Below are 16,866 nucleotides of genomic sequence, written 5' to 3' on the forward strand. Positions count from 1 at the left end.
AGTAGCTTGAGTAAAGAAAAAAAACCACACATACATAACTCAAGCTAAAGTTATCATGCAAATCAAACCACAAATGCTTGCTCAGCAAGTACAAAAAAAAATAGCACCGCTCTATATGATTATCGGGCAAGATAATTACTTATTGGAAGAGTCTTTAGCCACCATAAAATCCGCTCTTAAAACAAAGTATCATTTTGATGAAAAAATTATATCCATTCAGTCCGCGGAAGAATGGAATGACGTCAAAGAAGAGGCTAATAGTTACTCTTTATTTTCGGATACTGTGTTCTTAAATATTTTTTATGATAAGAAATCAGTAGATGCTACTGGAAAGAAAATTTTAACTGAATACCTCAACTCGATTAATTCACGTTGCTTTATTGTTATTAGAGCACCGAATGTACCCGCAAAACAGCTGCAATGGTTATCTTCTCATGAACATGTCGTGCTTGTCCTTGCTTATCCACTTAATTCAGACGCAATAAAAAGTTGGATAGCGATGCAGTTAAAAAAGAACGCCATGAGTTATGATCCCCAGGTTCCCGATCTAATTCAACAATATACCCAGGGAAATATGTTAGCTTGTTCCCAAGTCATTGAAAAAATAGCCTTATCAAGTATTCCGAATAGCAAAATTGAGACACAACACGTACTAGAACATTTATCCGATCAATGTGAGCACGATCTTTTCGAATTAGTCGATGCATGCTTGCTTGGTCAAGGTGATAAAGCAATTCAGATTTTACGGCATGCCGCCAATAATAAGACGGAAGCAACTTTAGTCTTATGGTTACTGAGTCAAGAAATACGATTGATCATGCAGCTATCTTATTTAATAGAACAAAAAATTGATATTCAAAGTGCTTGCAGCCAATTAAAAATTTGGCCTCAACGCATTAATCTTTATAAGGCTTGCTGTAATCGACTCAATAAGCCCATGTTGCAACAGCTTCATAGATACTGCTATTCAATCGATGAACGAATTAAGTCGAGCAACCAATATACACAGATATGGAATTCTCTAGAAAACGCTACTCTTTCACTTTGTTTGGGTAAACTAATAGGTGACGCATGCATAGCATAGCTATTTTTGGCGGTACATTTGATCCCATTCATAATGGGCACTTGCAGGCCAGCATATCCATACAAAGCTATTTTAAATTTGATTCCTATATTTTTCTTCCTTGTAAAGTACCCACTATAAAACCGCCCTCTCTAGCTAATAAAGCGCAACGAATAGAGATGATAAAACTTGCTATACAAGAAATACCCGACTTTAAACTTGATTTACGAGAGATAGAACGTGATACCCCGTCCTATATGGTTGAAACCCTACATAGTTTCAGATTGGAATATCCTAATGCATCCATCACATTGATTATCGGGTACGATGCCTTTCTTTCATTGCCTCATTGGTATCAATGGGAGAAAATCATTACTCTGGCAAATTTGTTGGTCATCAATAGAATAGAGTTTGCGGATAAAGCCCTCCCTGAAATCATGCAAAGATTTTTGAAAAAATATCAAAGAACAAGCAAGGATCAAGTTCTGAATGCTCAAGCTGGGAACGTATTTCTATTTGACGCGGGACATTATGAAATTTCTTCTACCGCGCTTCGTGAAGCAATAAAAAAGGGAGCAGATGTTCAAGACAAGCTCCCTTATAGAATATATGAATATATTAAGTCTCAGGAATTATATCGATAAGATTAAAAGACTCATTGATTGATACGGTTTGTTTTGCTTTATTAATAAGCCCAGGTAAATATCCAGAAACCCAACTTATTACTGGTAAAAGTTGATTATAGACTCTAGAACTTTGGACATATTGCTGATAAGGCATAGAAGTCATACTGAGCACTGCAAAAATAAGTGAAAGAATAAAGACTCCACGGGCAAAGCCAAAACCACCGCCTAAAACTTTGTCCATAGCCCCTAAACCGCTGCCTCTCAAGAACAGACCAAGTATTGCATTAGCGATACCACCTGTAATTAAAACTCCAAGAACAACAACAATGAATCCAATTATTGAACGAACTGATTGATCTTGTATATAGGATTGCAAATAAGGATTGAGGCTACCTGAATAGTTGTAGCCGGCCCAAACCGCTAATATCCATATTCCTAAAGCAATAAATTCTTTAATGAATCCTCTTAATAAACCAGTAATAGTGGATAAACCAATAACTATTATTAAAATTAAATCAACCCATTGAAATTGCATCATTAGCTAACTCCGGTATTGACTATGAAACCATTCAACTGCATGGCACTTGCTAGTTGAACTTTTAATTTCATTACATCATTTCTAACAGGTGAGTGTCCGGCATAGACTTTATAAACAGGCCCCTGTCTTCCAGCAGTTTTGATGTAGTTTGCCTTATAACCCTTAGCACGTAATTTATTAACCAAGGCTTGAGCATTGGCTAATTGTGAAAATGAAGCCAATTGAACAGCATAAATACTCCGTTTAGTCGAAGCACTTCTGTTATTTACTTTAGCTACCACTGGCTTTTTAATTGGTGCGACATTTACTTTTGCAATCGGTTTAACTGGTTTAGCTTGAGTTGCTACATTTATTTGTTTTTTAACAACATTTTTTGCAGCATTACTTAAAGCGAGCTCAATTGGCTTCGCTACAGTATCGACATTGGGTACAGACTCTGCTTTAGCAACAGAAACAGCCGCATCATCTGCTCCTTGAATGGATTGAATGAAGTCTTCTTTACCCAGATCAGACCCTTTATGTGCTGCAGCAGGAGGAATTTCAACCTTAGCCACTTTAATCGTTTCAAACATTTCCTTTTCGTCAGTCATCACTACATTAGGGCTAGTAGGTTTAGGAGGTAACTGTACATTTACACTAAAATTATTTTCAAGGCGCTGACTTGATTTTTTCATCATTGCGGGCAGAAAAATTGCTCCTAATGATAAAACAACAGCCACACCAACCAAACGATGTTTTAGCTTTTCATCAATTACTAATTTCATTGAATCTCCTATTAGCCATTACATGACTCACAGTAAAAAAAGACCCATAAACAACAATTAAGTCACCAGGTTTAGCTTGTTTCAACGCAGCTTCAAAAGCTACAAGCGGGCTATTATAACAAATTTCTACAGGAATTTCTGCATTCTTAAAAAAAGTGAGCAATAAATCCTCACTAGCCGCGCGTTTGTTCTGCAATTGTGCCGGATACCAATGATCAATACAATCCTTTAATGGCATAATAAGACCTAAAATATCTTTATCTTTCAATGCTGAGAATACAGCATGGACTTTTGTTTTGTTCATCATTCGCAACGTATTTGCGAGCAATCTTGCCGATTGAGGATTATGAGAAACATCAAATAAAGTGCTCACGGTATCTTCATGAACTTGCAATCGACCAGGAATAAAAACACGTTGCATGGCAATTTGAAAATGGTTATGCATCACAGGTAAATCATGTGCCAATAAAAGACAGGCTGTAATCGCTGCAGCAGCCGATTTTAGCTGAATTAATGGTTTTGGTAATCCAAAAACTGAAGAAAGCGTAGGTTTGTTGTAATGGAGATTCCATGTAGAATTTTGCTCTTGAATAAAAAACTCTTGTCCCCAAAAGTAAGCAGGAACACCCAGTTGTTTTGCTATATCGGTGACTGATCTAGGCGGATGCGCGTCGGCATAAATGAAGGGTTTACCTGGACGAAGGATACCCGCCTTCTCATTGCCTATTTCCTCCAGGGTATTACCCAGATAATCCTGATGGTCGAAATCTATTGTAGTAATGATGGATAGCGCTGCATCAACAATGTTCGTAGCATCTAAACGACCACCTAACCCCACTTCAAGAATAATGACATCCAGCTTCATTTTTTTGAAATACCACAATGCTGCCAAGGTAGTCATTTCAAAATAAGTTAATACAGTTTCTCCTCGAGCCACTTCGATAATATTAAAAGCCTCACACAAATCTTTATCTGAGATAGGAGTTAAGTTGACACGGATACGTTCGTTAAATTGAATAAGATGTGGTGAGGTATAAGCACCTACTTTATAACCGGCAACATGATAAATTGTTTCAAGAGCAGTTACTGTTGAGCCTTTTCCGTTAGTCCCCCCCACAGTAATAACGGGGCAACCAGGAAGTTGCAGAGATAATTTTTTTGCCACTTCCATAATACGGGTTAAACCAAGTTGTATTTCATGAGTAGTTCTAGTTTCTAAATCGTGGAGCCACTCATCAATAGACCTCTTTGGCAACGCTACAGTAGATGGATGCTCCATCGGTACTCAAATCCTCATATGCTCGTGCGCGCTTCGATTCTGTGCGTTGGGTTACTCACACACCTCTCTCTACCGCACGTTTCGCAAGTGGTTTAATACGATACTGCTTTGGCAGCTAAATCCCCTGCACTTTTGCGGGTTAGTTTAGCTATCAATTCAGCAACAACTGGACGAATATCTTTTCGTTCCAGGATCATGTCAATATGTCCATGTTCTAACAAGAACTCACTGCGTTGAAATCCTTCGGGTAAGGTTTGTCTTACAGTTTGCTCAATAACTCTTGGACCTGCAAAACCAATTAACGCATTAGGTTCAGCAATAATTACATCCCCAAGACTTGCAAAACTGGCAGAAACCCCACCCATGGTTGGATCAGTCAGAACTACAATAAAAGGCAAGCCCATTTCGGCAAATTTGGCAAGAGCCGCAGAAGTTTTAGCCATTTGCATTAAGGAAAAAAGTCCTTCTTGCATACGTGCACCGCCACTGGCAGTAAAACAAATATAAGGTCTTTGTTCTTTTGTAGCCACTTCAATTGCACGAACGAACTTCTCTCCAACCGTAGCCCCCATGGAACCGCCCATAAAATTGAACTCAAAGGAGCCAACAACTACAGGTTGCTGTAATAGTGTCCCTTTCACAATGATTAAAGCCTCTTTCTCGCCAGTTGCTTTTTGAGCTTGTGCAATTCTATCTTTATATTTTTTTGAATCTCTGAACTTTAATCGATCTTGGGGCTCAAGCGATGCAGCAATTTCTTCCTGGCCACCCTCATCAAGAAATTGTTTAATTCGAACACGTGCTGATATCCTGTGATGAAAGTTACAGGAGGGACAAACCATTAAATTTCTTTCTAATTCTGTACTATAAAGAACTTCACTACAGCCTAAACACTTCAGCCATAAACCTTCAGGAACTCCTTTTTTTTGGGAGGAGTCTGTACTAACTCGTGAAGGCAATAGTTTTTTAAACCAACTCATAATTGGAACCTAAGATTATAAATCATAATATTATACACGGAAAAAAATATTCTGAAATGCACATTAAGAGGGATAGGGATTTTTCTCGCAAAAATGAAACTTATATAGTCTCTGTAGACTAGGTTATGCATTTCTATTTTGAGAAAATAAGAATTGAAAATCAGGATTATCAGCAACAAAATCAAACTGTACAAAAAATACAACACTTTCATTTTAATACATAAATTTCCTCTTTTTTTGAAAAAAAATAGTCATAAACCTAAAGTTTTTCGCAGTGCGTCCGATAACTTTTGTGCGTACGGTAAATTCGCCATTAAAAAGGAATTTGCCAATTTTCAAATGTCCCAAACCAGGGATTTAGGTCTGAGGAGACTATAATATGGCTCAAATTATTAATACCAACGTACCGTCGCTAGTTGCCCAACGTAACTTGTCGAAATCAAGTAACGCTATGGCGACTGCGATCCAAAGATTATCATCTGGTCTAAAAATTAATAGTGCTAAAGATGATGCTGCAGGGCTAGCAATTGCTACGAATATGACATCACAAATTCGTGGTATGGACCAAGCTGTAAAAAATGCGAATGACGGTATTTCACTGGCACAGGTTGCTGAAGGTGCAATGCAAGAATCAACGAACCTTTTACAACGTATGAGAGAGTTGGCACTTCAATCTGCAAACGGAACTTACAGCCAAGCAAACCGTCAATCATTACAAAATGAAGTAAATAATCTTCTAAGTGAAATGGACCATATTGCTTTAAGTACTCAATTTAATGGTCAAAGCATTTTGAATGGTTCTTATACCAATGCTTCGCTTCAAATTGGTTCAAATGCTGGTGAAACTCTTTCGTTTTCAATCAATAGCATAGGATCTTCAACAATAGGTAGTATTGCTTATGAGCAAGGAAGTACAGTAACTGCCAACGCAGCTACTGACATTACTGTGGCTCTGGGTACTAACTCAGCAATCAGCATTAGCTCTTCTGCAAACTATGTGGGTACAGCAAGCGGTCAAGACAGCTCCTCTGCATATGCCAAAGCAGCAGCGATTAATGCAGCTGGTGTTCCTGGTTTAACTGTAACTGCATCCACTAGTGGTAGTGCAACTGTTGGAGCTATAGGTGGAACTGCAGGGGATACTTATAACCTGAACATTAATGGTGTTGACATATTTACCAACCAAGACGTAGCCACTGCAATGACCAATACCAACCTTATGGATTCAATCAACTCAGTAAGCAGTCAAACTGGAGTTGTAGCTTCCCTAAATGGTGGTAGCATGACTTTAACTGCCGCTGATGGACGAAATATTGCAGTAACTGAAAGTGGTACTGGATTTACTGCAGGTACTGACGGACTCACAGTTGCAGCGGGTTCATTTGCTGCTACCTTACGTGGAAACCTCACTATGAGTGCTGCTCAAACTATTACATTGGGTGGTACTGTGGCTGATGTTGGTTTATCAAGCACAATCAGTCTGGATACCAATGGGGTTAATAGCATTGACATTACAACTCAATCTGGTGCAGAACAAGCTATACTGAGAATTAGTTCTGCTTTAGATAGCGTTACCAATAACCGAGCTGCATTAGGTGCATTGCAAAACCGACTTGATGCTACGGTTGCTAACCTGCAAAACGTATCTGATAACATGTCTGCCGCACGCAGCCGTATTCAAGATACTGATTATGCAGCAGAAATGGCATCTTTAACTAAGAACCAAATCCTGCAACAAGCAGGAACAGCCATGCTGGCGCAAGCAAATGCTATGCCACAATCTGTTCTTTCCTTGTTAGGATAGTTAAAGATGTAACGGTAAAAACCGAAATGCGGCGCTTGCCGCTTTTCGGCTTATTTATATCCCAATGATTAAGCGTTCTAATCAAGGGAAAGGAGTTAGAAAATGACTATGGAATCGATACCTCCAGCAAATAATAAATTGCTACAGACAGATTCAGTCAAACTAAAAGATAAAAACATTAAGCCTGTGACTAAATGCGCTACATCAGATCTAAACTTGGATACAGATTCAAAACAGGCCATAGATCACGCCACAGGGCTATTGCAAACTATAGTCACCGATAAAATCTCAGACAAAGTAATTCGCAAAATACCCTCCGACGAGTATTTGCATTTACTAAACTTGCTTGATGGGATAATAAGTGGTTCTATAGACAAACATGTTTAATGCAATTTATGGATAAAACGTAATTTCCATTGAAATTACGAAAACAGATAAGGGAATATTATGGGCCTATCAACTCCAGGCATTGGGTCAGGTTTGGATATTAAAGCAATGGTCGAAAGCATGGTGAAAGCCGATCTCATGCCTCTACAGTTGCGACATGACAAAAAACTTAATTCTGTTACAACCGAATTGTCTGCTTTTGGGCAGCTAAAAAGTGCCATGGCCAGCTTTCAAACAACACTTGATACCCTATCGCACGCTAGCGAATTTAATAAAATGAATTGCTTACTTAGCGAAACTGGATATGTTTCTGCCTCTCTTACAGGACAAGCAATTGAAGGTTTATATCAAATCAAAGTCAACCAATTGGCCCAGTCACAAAGTCTTGTAAGTGGCTACTTCACCAATAACAGTTCTTCGATGGGTAGTGGGAGCATCACGATAAATTTTGGTACATACAGCAATAATAATTCAACGTTTACACTAAATACTGACGTGTCCCCAGTAACAATTAACATCAATTCAGGAAATGACAGCCTTACTGCAGTTTGTGATGCGATTAATACTGCAAATGCTGGAGTTACAGCATCGATTGTACAAGATGGAGTTGGTTCAAGATTGACACTCACCTCATCTCAAACTGGTGAAAAATATGCAATGCAAATTACAGGTAGTTTAACTGCTTTGAATTATGATCCTACAACCAGCAATACCTCATTAAGCCAAACTATGGCCGCTCAAAACAGCCAAGTACAAATTAACGGCTTACTTCTTAGTGAAAGTAATAATCAATTTAAAAACGCGATTACTGGCATCACGCTTGACCTACAACAGGCCGATCCCGCAAAGACAATTACCTTAACGGTAAAAAAAGATGTCGAACATCTCAAAGGTTTAATTAATGACTTCGTCCAAAAATATAATGATTTTATTAATTTCATCACTACCTTAACCGGTTTCGATATGGAAACCAGAAAAAGAGGTATTCTACAAGGCGATGATAAGTTAAGGGATTTAAAAACAAATTTATATAACTTAGCCAGTACCCCATTAACTACAGTTGGCTCTATTAAAAGTCTTGCAGACTTGGGAATCACCATTGACAAACATGGTTTATTAGAAACTAATTCCAAAACATTGGATGAGGCGATTAATAATAATTATCAAGATATTAGCAATTTATTTGCAAAAAAAATAACCGCCACTGATCCAAATATTAAAATTAATTCAGTTGATACCAAAGTTGCTGCAGGAGCATATGATGTTATTTTAAACGAATATACTCCTGGCGTTAGTATGGCTGGCAGTATAGGAGGCATTTTAGCCACTTCAACAGATGGAATTACTCTAAATGGCACTGAAGACTTCAATACCTTATCGGTCGACGTACTTTCTGGACTCGTAGGGAATAGAGGACAAATTATTGTCAGTGATGGATTAGCCTCATTGATTGATGGGTATTTAGAGTCCTTGGTAGATGACGATGGTGAGATTTCAGAACGAATAGATCGTTTAAATACACAAGCAAAACAATTAGACGAAATGCAAGAACGCATCAATGATCGCAGCATCACTCTTGAAAAAAGATATTATCAACAATGGAATGCGGTAGATCTCTTAATCTCACAGATGCAAAACACCAGCAATACACTGACCCAAATTTTGTCGAATCTACCTAAATTCAAAACCAAATAATTGGAGTAATATTGATGAAAAATTCTAATCAACAAGTTATAAATCAATATAAAACTATTGAATTACAAACTCGTATTGATGCAGCCTCCCCTCATGAATTAATTAATTTATTATTACAAGGAGCGCGTACACATATTGCGACTGCTCAAGGTAATATTGATCGTAGTGAAATTCAACAAAAGGGAGAACATATCAGTAAAGCCTTAAGTATTATTGAAGGTTTAAAAACCAGTTTAAATCATGAACACGGCGGAGAAATTGCAGAGAACTTACTTCAAATCTACATGCATATTGAATATTTGCTGTTAAAGGCCAATCTTAATAATGACAAGGAACTATTAGCACAGTCCAATACATTGCTAGGACATGTTCACGAAGCCTGGCAAAAAGTTTCTCCTGACCATCCAGAATCTAATGCGTGAACTTCCTACTGATTTTATGTTTTTATATCTTATTACATCCATAATAAGTAACCCAGGGATACCATCTTTATGGGTTACATATATGGAATTATAAATACTTGAAAAAAAAGGCTTATTTATCTATAACTGTCAGTAACTCATATAATCTTAAAGTTATTTTTTAAAGTGCCGCTATAGTGAATACAATAGTCCCAATTGAGATCATTTATGAAAATTATGATATCAATGACAGTCTCTATTTGTTTATGGACAATGAGTCAACTTACTTTCGCCTATACGCGATACGGTGAAACTTTATGTAATTCTCCCGATTATTTTTGTATGAAAGTTAAAAATAGTGAAAGCTGGGAAAAGTTATTTCCTAATGCCGAAGAACGAGACATGGTACGACGAATTAATCGTATGAACGTCTCATTACGGCCAGGGATGACTATTGCTGTACCCAAAAATATCGATCGATTAACTATCTACGATGTTTCTCCCTTCCCAAGATATATTGACTCCGAAGGAGAAAAAACAATTTATGTAAGTCAGAAAAAATTAGCATGGGCTGCATATGATCAAGATGGCGAGCTACTTTGGTGGGGTCCTATTTCATCAGGTATAGGAAAGTGCACCGGAGTTATAGGGGGATGTAGCACCCCTACAGGTTCTTTTCGTATTATTCGCAAACAAGACATAGATTGCGTCTCCACGGTATTTCCTAGAAGAGCTGATGGGAATGATGGCGGAGCCCTAATGCCCTATTGCATGCATTTTTTCAGAGGGTATGCACTCCATGGGAGTTATGAAGTCCCCGGATACAAAGCAAGTCACGGTTGTGTCAGAATGTTTATTGAGGACGCGCGTTGGCTTAATGAAGAGTTTGTTGACCTTCCAGGTGATGGCATGAAAGGAACTCGTGTAGTCGTTGATCCAGCTGATTACGCAAACGAACAATAGACAAATACTGTACAAACTGTTAATATTTTACATGGTGTAATTTGCATATTTCTGTGATAACGTTGCCGGTTGACTTTTGATTTAAAAAACTGCCTTACACGCGAAGTGAGATTTAACAATCTGATCTACGAAGTATTTTCCAGTTTTTATTCAAAATACACACATACTTCACTTGTTGATAAGGTGACGTTTGGCGTGTTATTAGTCTAATAAAAAGTTCCCGTTGTAATAAGGACTACACATACGAGAATTAATTGAAGCAGGCCAGGATGGCAGATCAGAATGATGCTGAATCTACTGATCCCAAGACTATATCAAGTCAACTTCGTATAGATGAATCTGGAGAATGATAAAAGAATGGCACACTACAATACACGGTCCGAATCAGTAGAAAATTTTGGGATACAATCAATAATGCCTTGGATGGTATGGGGCTTAGGTTGCTTATTTTATTTTTACGAATGTCTTTTACAAGTTTCACCCAGCGTTATGAGTAACGAATTAATGAGAGATTTCTCAGTTACTAGCCAAACATTAGGTATTTTATCCGGCGTCTACTTCTACTCTTATGCAGCCATGCAATTACCTGGCGGGGTATTAATGGACTATTTTGGGCCACATCGATTGCTTACTCTGGCGACTGTTGTTTGTGCGGTAAGTACTATTGCATTCGGTATGACAGATAACTTTTTTATGGCCTGTGTCGCTCGTTTGATGATAGGTTTCGGCTCTGCATTTGCTGCCGTAGGTACTATGAAACTTGCAGCGAATTGGTTTCCCGCTCAACGTTTTGCCTTGCTTACTGGCCTCATGGTCACATTAGGAATGCTCGGAGCTATTGGAGGTGAAGCGCCTCTGGCCTTATTGATTGAGAGTTTTGGTTGGCGGCACAGTATGCTCATCATGGGTACTATAGGACTGGTTCTTGCCGTCTTACTTGTTGTTATTGCTAAAGATACTCCTGAAAATCACGAAATAGTGCATACACATCATCCTATTGAAGAAGAACATCTAATACCAAGTCTATTAGCATTGGTAAAGAACAAGCAACTTTGGTTAGTCGCAAGCTATGGCGGTCTAATGTACATGGCAACTCCAGTTTTTTGTGGTCTCTGGGGCGTCCCCTTTCTGATGAATAAAATGATGATCACTAAGACAACCGCAGCGAATTATATTTCTTTAGTGTTCATTGGTTGGGCAATTGCCAGCCCCTTATGGGGAATATTTTCGAACCGTATTGGTTTGCGCAAACCCCCCATGTACATAGGATGCATTGGCGCACTTATATGCTCTGTACTTTTTATTTTTGTTCCAATTAGTACTGCGATCTATATGGAGCTTTTATTGTTTGCATTTGGTATTTTTTCAGCAGGTTTTTTACCTGCTTTTACTGTAGCCAAAGAATTATGCAATAAAAAGTATGTTGCTTCTGGTTTAAGCTTTATGAACATGATGAACATGATAGGTATTGCAATAGCACAACCTCTTATTGGCTATATTCTTGACAAGATGTGGCAAGGTGAAATGAATGGGAATGTCAGGGTTTATCCATTAGAGGCTTACCATACAGGACTTGCAATTCTCCCGTTGGGAATGCTTATTGCCTTAATTATTTTACCGAAAATTAAAGAAACTTATTGCCAAAGTGTACATTAATGAAATAATACGGGACTTCCTTGGATATAGTAGCCTGGGTGCAGCAAAGGGGAGCCCGCGTTCCCCTGTCACGGATTGCGCCCTTCACTCAGGCTACACGTTTTTAAAGTAGATTTGATATGGCTAAAAAATTATACATCAAAACCAACGGCTGCCAGATGAATGAGTACGACTCAACTAAAATGGCAGAAGTTTTGTTGCAATCACATGGCTTAGTCAAAACGGAACGTGTTGAAGAAGCCGATGTGATATTGCTCAACACGTGTTCTATTCGTGAAAAAGCACAAGAGAAGGTTTTTTCTCAATTAGGTCAATGGCGAGAATATAAAGCGAAAAACCCCCATGTGGTTATTGGTGTAGGTGGTTGTGTTGCTAGCCAAGAAGGTGAAGATATTATTAAGCGCGCACCTTTTGTTGACATCGTGTTTGGTCCACAAACATTACACCGACTTCCTGCCTTGCTGAATCAGCGCATGGAAAAGAAAAAACCCGTTGTTGATATCAGTTTTCCAGAAATTGAAAAGTTTGATCATTTACCGGCCCCCAGAGCTGAGGGGCCAACTGCATTTGTTTCAATAATGGAAGGCTGTAGCAAATACTGTAGTTTCTGTGTTGTACCCTATACTCGTGGTACAGAGATTAGCCGTCCATTTGATGATGTACTTGCTGAGTGTTATCAATTAGCAGCCCAAGGCGTTAGAGAAATCAATTTATTAGGACAAAACGTTAACGATTATCGTGGTGTGATGGAAAATGGTGATATCGCTGACTTGGCCCTTTTAATTCATTATCTTGCTGCTATAGAAGGAATAGGTAGAATTCGTTTTACAACATCACATCCTTTGGCATTCTCCGATAATTTAATTAATGCCTATGCAGAAGTACCTGAATTAGCAAATCATCTACATCTCCCGGTACAAAGTGGTTCTGACCGCATTTTAGGCCTAATGAAACGAGGTTATACTGCTTTAGAATTCAAATCAAAAATCAGAAAATTGCGTAAAGTACGCCCAGATATTCGTTTATCTACGGACATTATTGTTGGTTTTCCAGGAGAAACAGATAAAGATTTTCAGGACACGATGGATTTGGTTCATGAAATAGGTTTCGATACCTCATTTAGTTTTATTTACAGCCCAAGACCAGGGACACCGGCTGCAAATTTACCCGATGACACCCCGATTGATGTGAAAAAGCAACGATTGCAGATATTACAAAACAGGCTGTTATTACAAGCTTCTCGTTACAGTCAGTCGATGACTGGAAGTATCCAGAAAATATTAGTTACTGGCCACTCTAAAAAAGACGCTCAACAGCTTTCTGGTCGCACCGAATGCAATCGAGTAGTGAATTTTGATGGGCCAGCTCATTTAATAGGGCAATTTGTTGATGTTCAAATCGGAGATGCATTGCCTAATTCATTACGAGGTCGTCTCATCGCAGCTGAGACTGAAACGATTTGATGATAGAACATATTCAAAAACAATTAACTGTTCCACGCGAGTATCACAATCAACGAATTGACAGTGTGCTCGCGCATTTACTTCCTGACTATTCTCGTTCGCAAATTAGTAATTGGATCAAAAGCGGCACAATAATACTCAATCAAAAACCATGCAAACCCAAAGACAAGGTTTTAGATGGAGATTTGATTGATATTAATGTTGATTTTACTTTAACGGAGCAGGATTTTAATCATTGCGCCCCTGAAGAAATTCCTTTAAACATTGTTTATGAGGACGATGAAATTTTAGTACTCAATAAACCTGAAAATATGGTAGTTCATCCTGGGGCAGGAAATAGAGAACATACCTTAGTAAATGCATTGCTGCATCATGCCCCCTCCTTACACCATTTACCTAGAGCAGGCATTATTCATCGATTAGATAAAGATACAACGGGTTTATTGGTGGTTGCAAAAACCTTAACCGCTCATACTTCTTTAATCCGACAAATGCAGGCTCGCGAAATTCAACGTCATTATGTTACCTTAGTTCAAGGTCATCTTATTTCTGGCGGGACCATTGATACTGGTTTTGGACGACATCCAAGAAATCGATTGAAAATGACCGTTCAGGAGCAAGGTCGACAAGCAATCACTCACTATTCAGTGAAGAAACAATATCAGGATTTTACTTTGTTAGATATCAACTTAATGACTGGTCGAACCCATCAGATAAGAGTTCATCTAGCCTACATCCATCATCCAGTAGTCGGTGATCCATTGTATGGTGGACGTATGCGATTCCCCGCTCATGCGACTGAAGAGTTACGATCCTTACTCCAAAATTTTAAAAGACAAGCACTGCATGCTACGACGCTCTCATTTTCTCATCCAAAAACAGAAAATGAGTTGACGTTTAAGGCTCCTATGCCTGATGATTTTACCCTTCTTCTTAACACATTGGACGCGCATTATGAAGAATAACTTAGCTAATTGGCCGGCGCCAAAAAATGTCACGGCTCTGAGTACAACACGTTTATCAGGATATAGCCAAGCTCCTTATGACAGCAATAATATGGGCTTGGGGGTGGGAGATAATGAGCAACATGTGCTGAAAAACAGACAACAACTTGTGGAGATGTTGCATCTGCCCGGCGAGCCTCAATGGTTATCTCAAACTCATAGTACTCATTGTGTTATTGTAGAAGAAGACTCAAACAGAAACGCAGATGCCTCCATAACTCGCTGCGCGAAACACCCTTTAGTGATTCTCACTGCCGATTGCCTACCTATCATGCTTTGCAATGTGCAAGGCACTGAGATTGCAGCAATTCATGCGGGCTGGAAAGGACTGGCGCAGGGTATTATTGAAAATACATTTGATAAAATGATGAGCCCAACATCTGATGTATTCGCGTGGATAGGTCCATCAATTTGTCAAAAGTGTTATGAAGTTGGGGAGGAGGTCTACCAGACATTTACTGATAAGTACCCTTTAAGTAAGCAAGCCTTTAAACCTATTAACGGAAAATGGCTGGCTAATTTGCCTCTAATTGCTGAAATTGTGCTGAACTCTCAAGGCATTAAAGCGGTTTATCAGTCTGGATTATGTACTTTTGAGTTAAAAAATGAGTTGTATTCCTATCGAAGAACGTCACAAACAGGTAGAATAGCTACCTTAATCTGGTTTAATGATCAACCTCAGGACTAATAATATGATTAAACATATCAAATTCATTATAAGTACCCTGCTTCTTTTTACAGCCTCATTCACCTATGCGGCTAACGAAGCAGCTCCCGCTCCCATACCGAGCTTGGCCCCGGTCTTAAAAAACATCATGCCTGCAATCGTCAATGTTGCAGTACAGGGTTATTTACCGCCTAGTGCCACCTCACCTGGTTCTGCTGGCAATGATGAAGAAGCTCAAAATAGCAGACAACCTAATCAAACGGCTCCTGAAAAAGGACGTAAATTTGAAAGTATAGGTTCTGGTGTGATTGTAGATGCACAAAACGGGATTATCATTACTAACGATCACGTAATTCGCAATGCTAATCTTGTCACCATTACGTTACAAGATGGCCGACGCTTAAAAGCTAAACTGATTGGTAGCGATAGCGAAACAGACTTAGCTATATTAAAAATTAGTGCAACAAACTTAAAATCATTACCTATAGGGGATTCGGATCAACTACAAGTAGGTGATTTTGTAGTTGCTATTGGTAATCCTTTTGGCTTAAACAGTTTTGGTAATAGTCAATCTGCAACCTTTGGGATTGTTAGTGCATTAAAGCGCAGTGACTTAAACATTGAAGGAGTAGAAAACTTTATCCAAACTGATGCTGCAATTAATCCAGGTAACTCTGGTGGTGCATTGGTTAATACAAAAGGAGAATTGATTGGAATTAATACTGCAATTCTTTCTCCATATGGTGGTAATGTGGGAATAGGTTTTGCTATACCCATTAATATGGCAAAAGATGTAGCACAACAAATTATTAAATTCGGCTCAATTCATCGGGGCTTAATGGGTATATTTGTTCAACATTTAACGCCTGAACTTGCTCATTCTTTAGGATATCCTGAAGATTTCCAAGGTGCATTGGTATCACAAGTTAATCCAAACTCACCTGCAGAACGAGCTGGGTTAAAATCAGGTGATATTATTACCCAAATTAACAATACAAAAATCACGCAAGCGACTCAGGTAAAAACAACCATTAGTCTCTTACGCGTTGGTTCAAATGTTAAAATGGTTGTCCAACGTGACGGCAAAACCATTTCCCTGGATGCTGTTGTGACTGACATTAAATCACATGAGCAAAAACTACAGTCAGAAAATCCGTTCCTTTATGGACTGGCATTAAGAAACTTTGAGCAAGAAACACCACCTCATGGTAATGTCATTGGCGTACAAGTCGTAGGTGCTTCAGAAACAAGTGCGGGATGGCGTGCAGGTTTAAGACCTGGAGACATTATTATCTCTGCAAATAAAGCACCCATTAAAGACGTTAAATCATTGCAACAAGTTGCTCAGCAGAAAAAGCAAGAGTTGTTAGTTCAAATATTACGTGGACCTGGTGCCATGTATTTATTAATCATCTAATCTTCTCAATTAGTCCTGGGTGATGCGTAGCGTACCCAGGACTTCAAACTCCAACGCCCTACGAAATTCGAAAATTAAAGCTTATATATTCTAAATATCATCCTCCTAGTGTTACTAAAATCAAAATACTTATTTATCTACAGCTTTTTAAAACCGAGT

The 16,866-nt window shown here is 38.6% G+C and carries 16 protein-coding genes; 12 read left to right on the plus strand and 4 right to left on the minus strand.

Going from position 1 to position 16,866, the window contains the following annotated elements; all coding sequences use genetic code 11:
• Positions 1 to 55: 55 nt before the first annotated feature.
• Both holA and nadD read left to right on the plus strand, forming a co-directional pair.
• Positions 56 to 1,084: a DNA polymerase III subunit delta gene (gene holA, locus ACWTEW_RS34790; protein WP_454782553.1), complete on the plus strand. Its 1,029-nt coding sequence runs from the start codon at positions 56 to 58 to the stop codon at positions 1,082 to 1,084.
• Positions 1,072 to 1,707 carry a nicotinate-nucleotide adenylyltransferase gene (gene nadD, locus ACWTEW_RS34795; protein WP_454782554.1) on the plus strand — a complete coding sequence of 212 codons (636 nt, stop codon included), beginning with the start codon at positions 1,072 to 1,074 and terminating at the stop codon, positions 1,705 to 1,707. The genes holA and nadD overlap by 13 nt, the downstream gene beginning before the upstream one ends.
• On the opposite strand, the gene ACWTEW_RS34800 is transcribed toward nadD, so the two are convergent.
• The 4 genes from ACWTEW_RS34800 to accD all read right to left on the minus strand — a co-directional run bounded on the left by ACWTEW_RS34800 (position 1,682) and on the right by accD (position 5,250).
• Positions 1,682 to 2,227: a CvpA family protein gene (locus tag ACWTEW_RS34800; RefSeq protein ID WP_454782555.1), complete on the minus strand. Its 546-nt coding sequence runs from the start codon at positions 2,225 to 2,227 to the stop codon at positions 1,682 to 1,684. The two genes, nadD and ACWTEW_RS34800, sit on opposite strands and share 26 nt — an antisense overlap.
• Entirely contained in the window at positions 2,227 to 2,991 is a 765-nt protein-coding gene (locus tag ACWTEW_RS34805) for an SPOR domain-containing protein (protein ID WP_454782556.1), read from the minus strand. The genes ACWTEW_RS34800 and ACWTEW_RS34805 overlap by 1 nt, the downstream gene beginning before the upstream one ends.
• Positions 2,975 to 4,270 (minus strand): bifunctional tetrahydrofolate synthase/dihydrofolate synthase, encoded by a 1,296-nt coding sequence (gene folC, locus ACWTEW_RS34810; RefSeq protein ID WP_454782557.1) that lies wholly within the window; start codon positions 4,268 to 4,270, stop codon positions 2,975 to 2,977. The genes ACWTEW_RS34805 and folC overlap by 17 nt, the downstream gene beginning before the upstream one ends.
• Positions 4,271 to 4,362: 92 nt before the next feature.
• Positions 4,363 to 5,250: an acetyl-CoA carboxylase, carboxyltransferase subunit beta gene (gene accD, locus ACWTEW_RS34815; RefSeq protein WP_454782558.1), complete on the minus strand. Its 888-nt coding sequence runs from the start codon at positions 5,248 to 5,250 to the stop codon at positions 4,363 to 4,365.
• Between the two features lie 379 nt (positions 5,251 to 5,629).
• Between accD and ACWTEW_RS34820 the strand changes: the two genes are divergently transcribed.
• The 10 genes from ACWTEW_RS34820 to ACWTEW_RS34865 all read left to right on the plus strand — a co-directional run bounded on the left by ACWTEW_RS34820 (position 5,630) and on the right by ACWTEW_RS34865 (position 16,707).
• A complete protein-coding gene (locus ACWTEW_RS34820; RefSeq protein WP_454782559.1) occupies positions 5,630 to 7,054 on the plus strand; it encodes a flagellin N-terminal helical domain-containing protein in 1,425 nt (474 codons plus the stop codon).
• A gap of 102 nt (positions 7,055 to 7,156) precedes the next feature.
• A complete protein-coding gene (locus tag ACWTEW_RS34825; protein ID WP_182393348.1) occupies positions 7,157 to 7,441 on the plus strand; it encodes a flagellar protein FlaG in 285 nt (94 codons plus the stop codon).
• 60 nt (positions 7,442 to 7,501) lie between these two features.
• Positions 7,502 to 9,136, plus strand: coding sequence for a flagellar filament capping protein FliD (gene fliD, locus ACWTEW_RS34830; RefSeq protein WP_454782560.1), 1,635 nt, complete (start codon positions 7,502 to 7,504; stop codon positions 9,134 to 9,136).
• 14 nt (positions 9,137 to 9,150) lie between these two features.
• Complete coding sequence (fliS, locus tag ACWTEW_RS34835) at positions 9,151 to 9,558, plus strand: flagellar export chaperone FliS (protein ID WP_454782561.1); 408 nt, start codon at positions 9,151 to 9,153, stop codon at positions 9,556 to 9,558.
• A 207-nt stretch (positions 9,559 to 9,765) separates the two neighbouring features.
• Positions 9,766 to 10,500, plus strand: coding sequence for a L,D-transpeptidase (locus ACWTEW_RS34840; protein WP_454782562.1), 735 nt, complete (start codon positions 9,766 to 9,768; stop codon positions 10,498 to 10,500).
• 357 nt (positions 10,501 to 10,857) lie between these two features.
• Entirely contained in the window at positions 10,858 to 12,156 is a 1,299-nt protein-coding gene (locus tag ACWTEW_RS34845) for an MFS transporter (RefSeq protein ID WP_454782563.1), read from the plus strand.
• 119 nt (positions 12,157 to 12,275) lie between these two features.
• The gene (gene miaB, locus ACWTEW_RS34850) at positions 12,276 to 13,619 is read left to right on the plus strand and encodes a tRNA (N6-isopentenyl adenosine(37)-C2)-methylthiotransferase MiaB (protein ID WP_454782564.1); all 1,344 of its coding nucleotides are present in this window, start codon (positions 12,276 to 12,278) and stop codon (positions 13,617 to 13,619) included.
• On the plus strand, positions 13,619 to 14,584 hold the full coding sequence (gene rluD, locus ACWTEW_RS34855) for a 23S rRNA pseudouridine(1911/1915/1917) synthase RluD (RefSeq protein ID WP_454782565.1): 966 nt from the start codon (positions 13,619 to 13,621) through the stop codon (positions 14,582 to 14,584). Before miaB ends, rluD begins: the two co-directional genes overlap by 1 nt.
• Complete coding sequence (gene pgeF / locus ACWTEW_RS34860) at positions 14,574 to 15,311, plus strand: peptidoglycan editing factor PgeF (protein WP_454782566.1); 738 nt, start codon at positions 14,574 to 14,576, stop codon at positions 15,309 to 15,311. The genes rluD and pgeF overlap by 11 nt, the downstream gene beginning before the upstream one ends.
• Before the next feature lie 4 nt (positions 15,312 to 15,315).
• Positions 15,316 to 16,707 (plus strand): Do family serine endopeptidase, encoded by a 1,392-nt coding sequence (locus ACWTEW_RS34865; protein WP_454782567.1) that lies wholly within the window; start codon positions 15,316 to 15,318, stop codon positions 16,705 to 16,707.
• The last annotated feature ends 159 nt before the right edge of the window (positions 16,708 to 16,866 follow it).

Source organism: Legionella stuttgartensis (genome assembly GCF_977063405.2).

What these genes read in the sequence shown, in the direction of transcription:
- ACWTEW_RS34840 (WP_454782562.1), top strand. Translation starts at nt 9,766, where the DNA reads ATGAAAATTATGATATCAATGACAGTCTCTATTTGTTTATGGACAATG.
- fliS (WP_454782561.1), top strand. Translation starts at nt 9,151, where the DNA reads ATGAAAAATTCTAATCAACAAGTTATAAATCAATATAAAACTATTGAA.
- ACWTEW_RS34825 (WP_182393348.1), top strand. Translation starts at nt 7,157, where the DNA reads ATGACTATGGAATCGATACCTCCAGCAAATAATAAATTGCTACAGACA.
- folC (WP_454782557.1), bottom strand. Translation starts at nt 4,270, where the DNA reads ATGGAGCATCCATCTACTGTAGCGTTGCCAAAGAGGTCTATTGATGAG.
- ACWTEW_RS34800 (WP_454782555.1), bottom strand. Translation starts at nt 2,227, where the DNA reads ATGATGCAATTTCAATGGGTTGATTTAATTTTAATAATAGTTATTGGT.
- holA (WP_454782553.1), top strand. Translation starts at nt 56, where the DNA reads ATGCAAATCAAACCACAAATGCTTGCTCAGCAAGTACAAAAAAAAATA.
- ACWTEW_RS34820 (WP_454782559.1), top strand. Translation starts at nt 5,630, where the DNA reads ATGGCTCAAATTATTAATACCAACGTACCGTCGCTAGTTGCCCAACGT.
- ACWTEW_RS34845 (WP_454782563.1), top strand. Translation starts at nt 10,858, where the DNA reads ATGGCACACTACAATACACGGTCCGAATCAGTAGAAAATTTTGGGATA.
- miaB (WP_454782564.1), top strand. Translation starts at nt 12,276, where the DNA reads ATGGCTAAAAAATTATACATCAAAACCAACGGCTGCCAGATGAATGAG.
- ACWTEW_RS34805 (WP_454782556.1), bottom strand. Translation starts at nt 2,991, where the DNA reads ATGAAATTAGTAATTGATGAAAAGCTAAAACATCGTTTGGTTGGTGTG.
- rluD (WP_454782565.1), top strand. Translation starts at nt 13,619, where the DNA reads ATGATAGAACATATTCAAAAACAATTAACTGTTCCACGCGAGTATCAC.
- pgeF (WP_454782566.1), top strand. Translation starts at nt 14,574, where the DNA reads ATGAAGAATAACTTAGCTAATTGGCCGGCGCCAAAAAATGTCACGGCT.
- nadD (WP_454782554.1), top strand. Translation starts at nt 1,072, where the DNA reads ATGCATAGCATAGCTATTTTTGGCGGTACATTTGATCCCATTCATAAT.
- accD (WP_454782558.1), bottom strand. Translation starts at nt 5,250, where the DNA reads ATGAGTTGGTTTAAAAAACTATTGCCTTCACGAGTTAGTACAGACTCC.
- fliD (WP_454782560.1), top strand. Translation starts at nt 7,502, where the DNA reads ATGGGCCTATCAACTCCAGGCATTGGGTCAGGTTTGGATATTAAAGCA.
- ACWTEW_RS34865 (WP_454782567.1), top strand. Translation starts at nt 15,316, where the DNA reads ATGATTAAACATATCAAATTCATTATAAGTACCCTGCTTCTTTTTACA.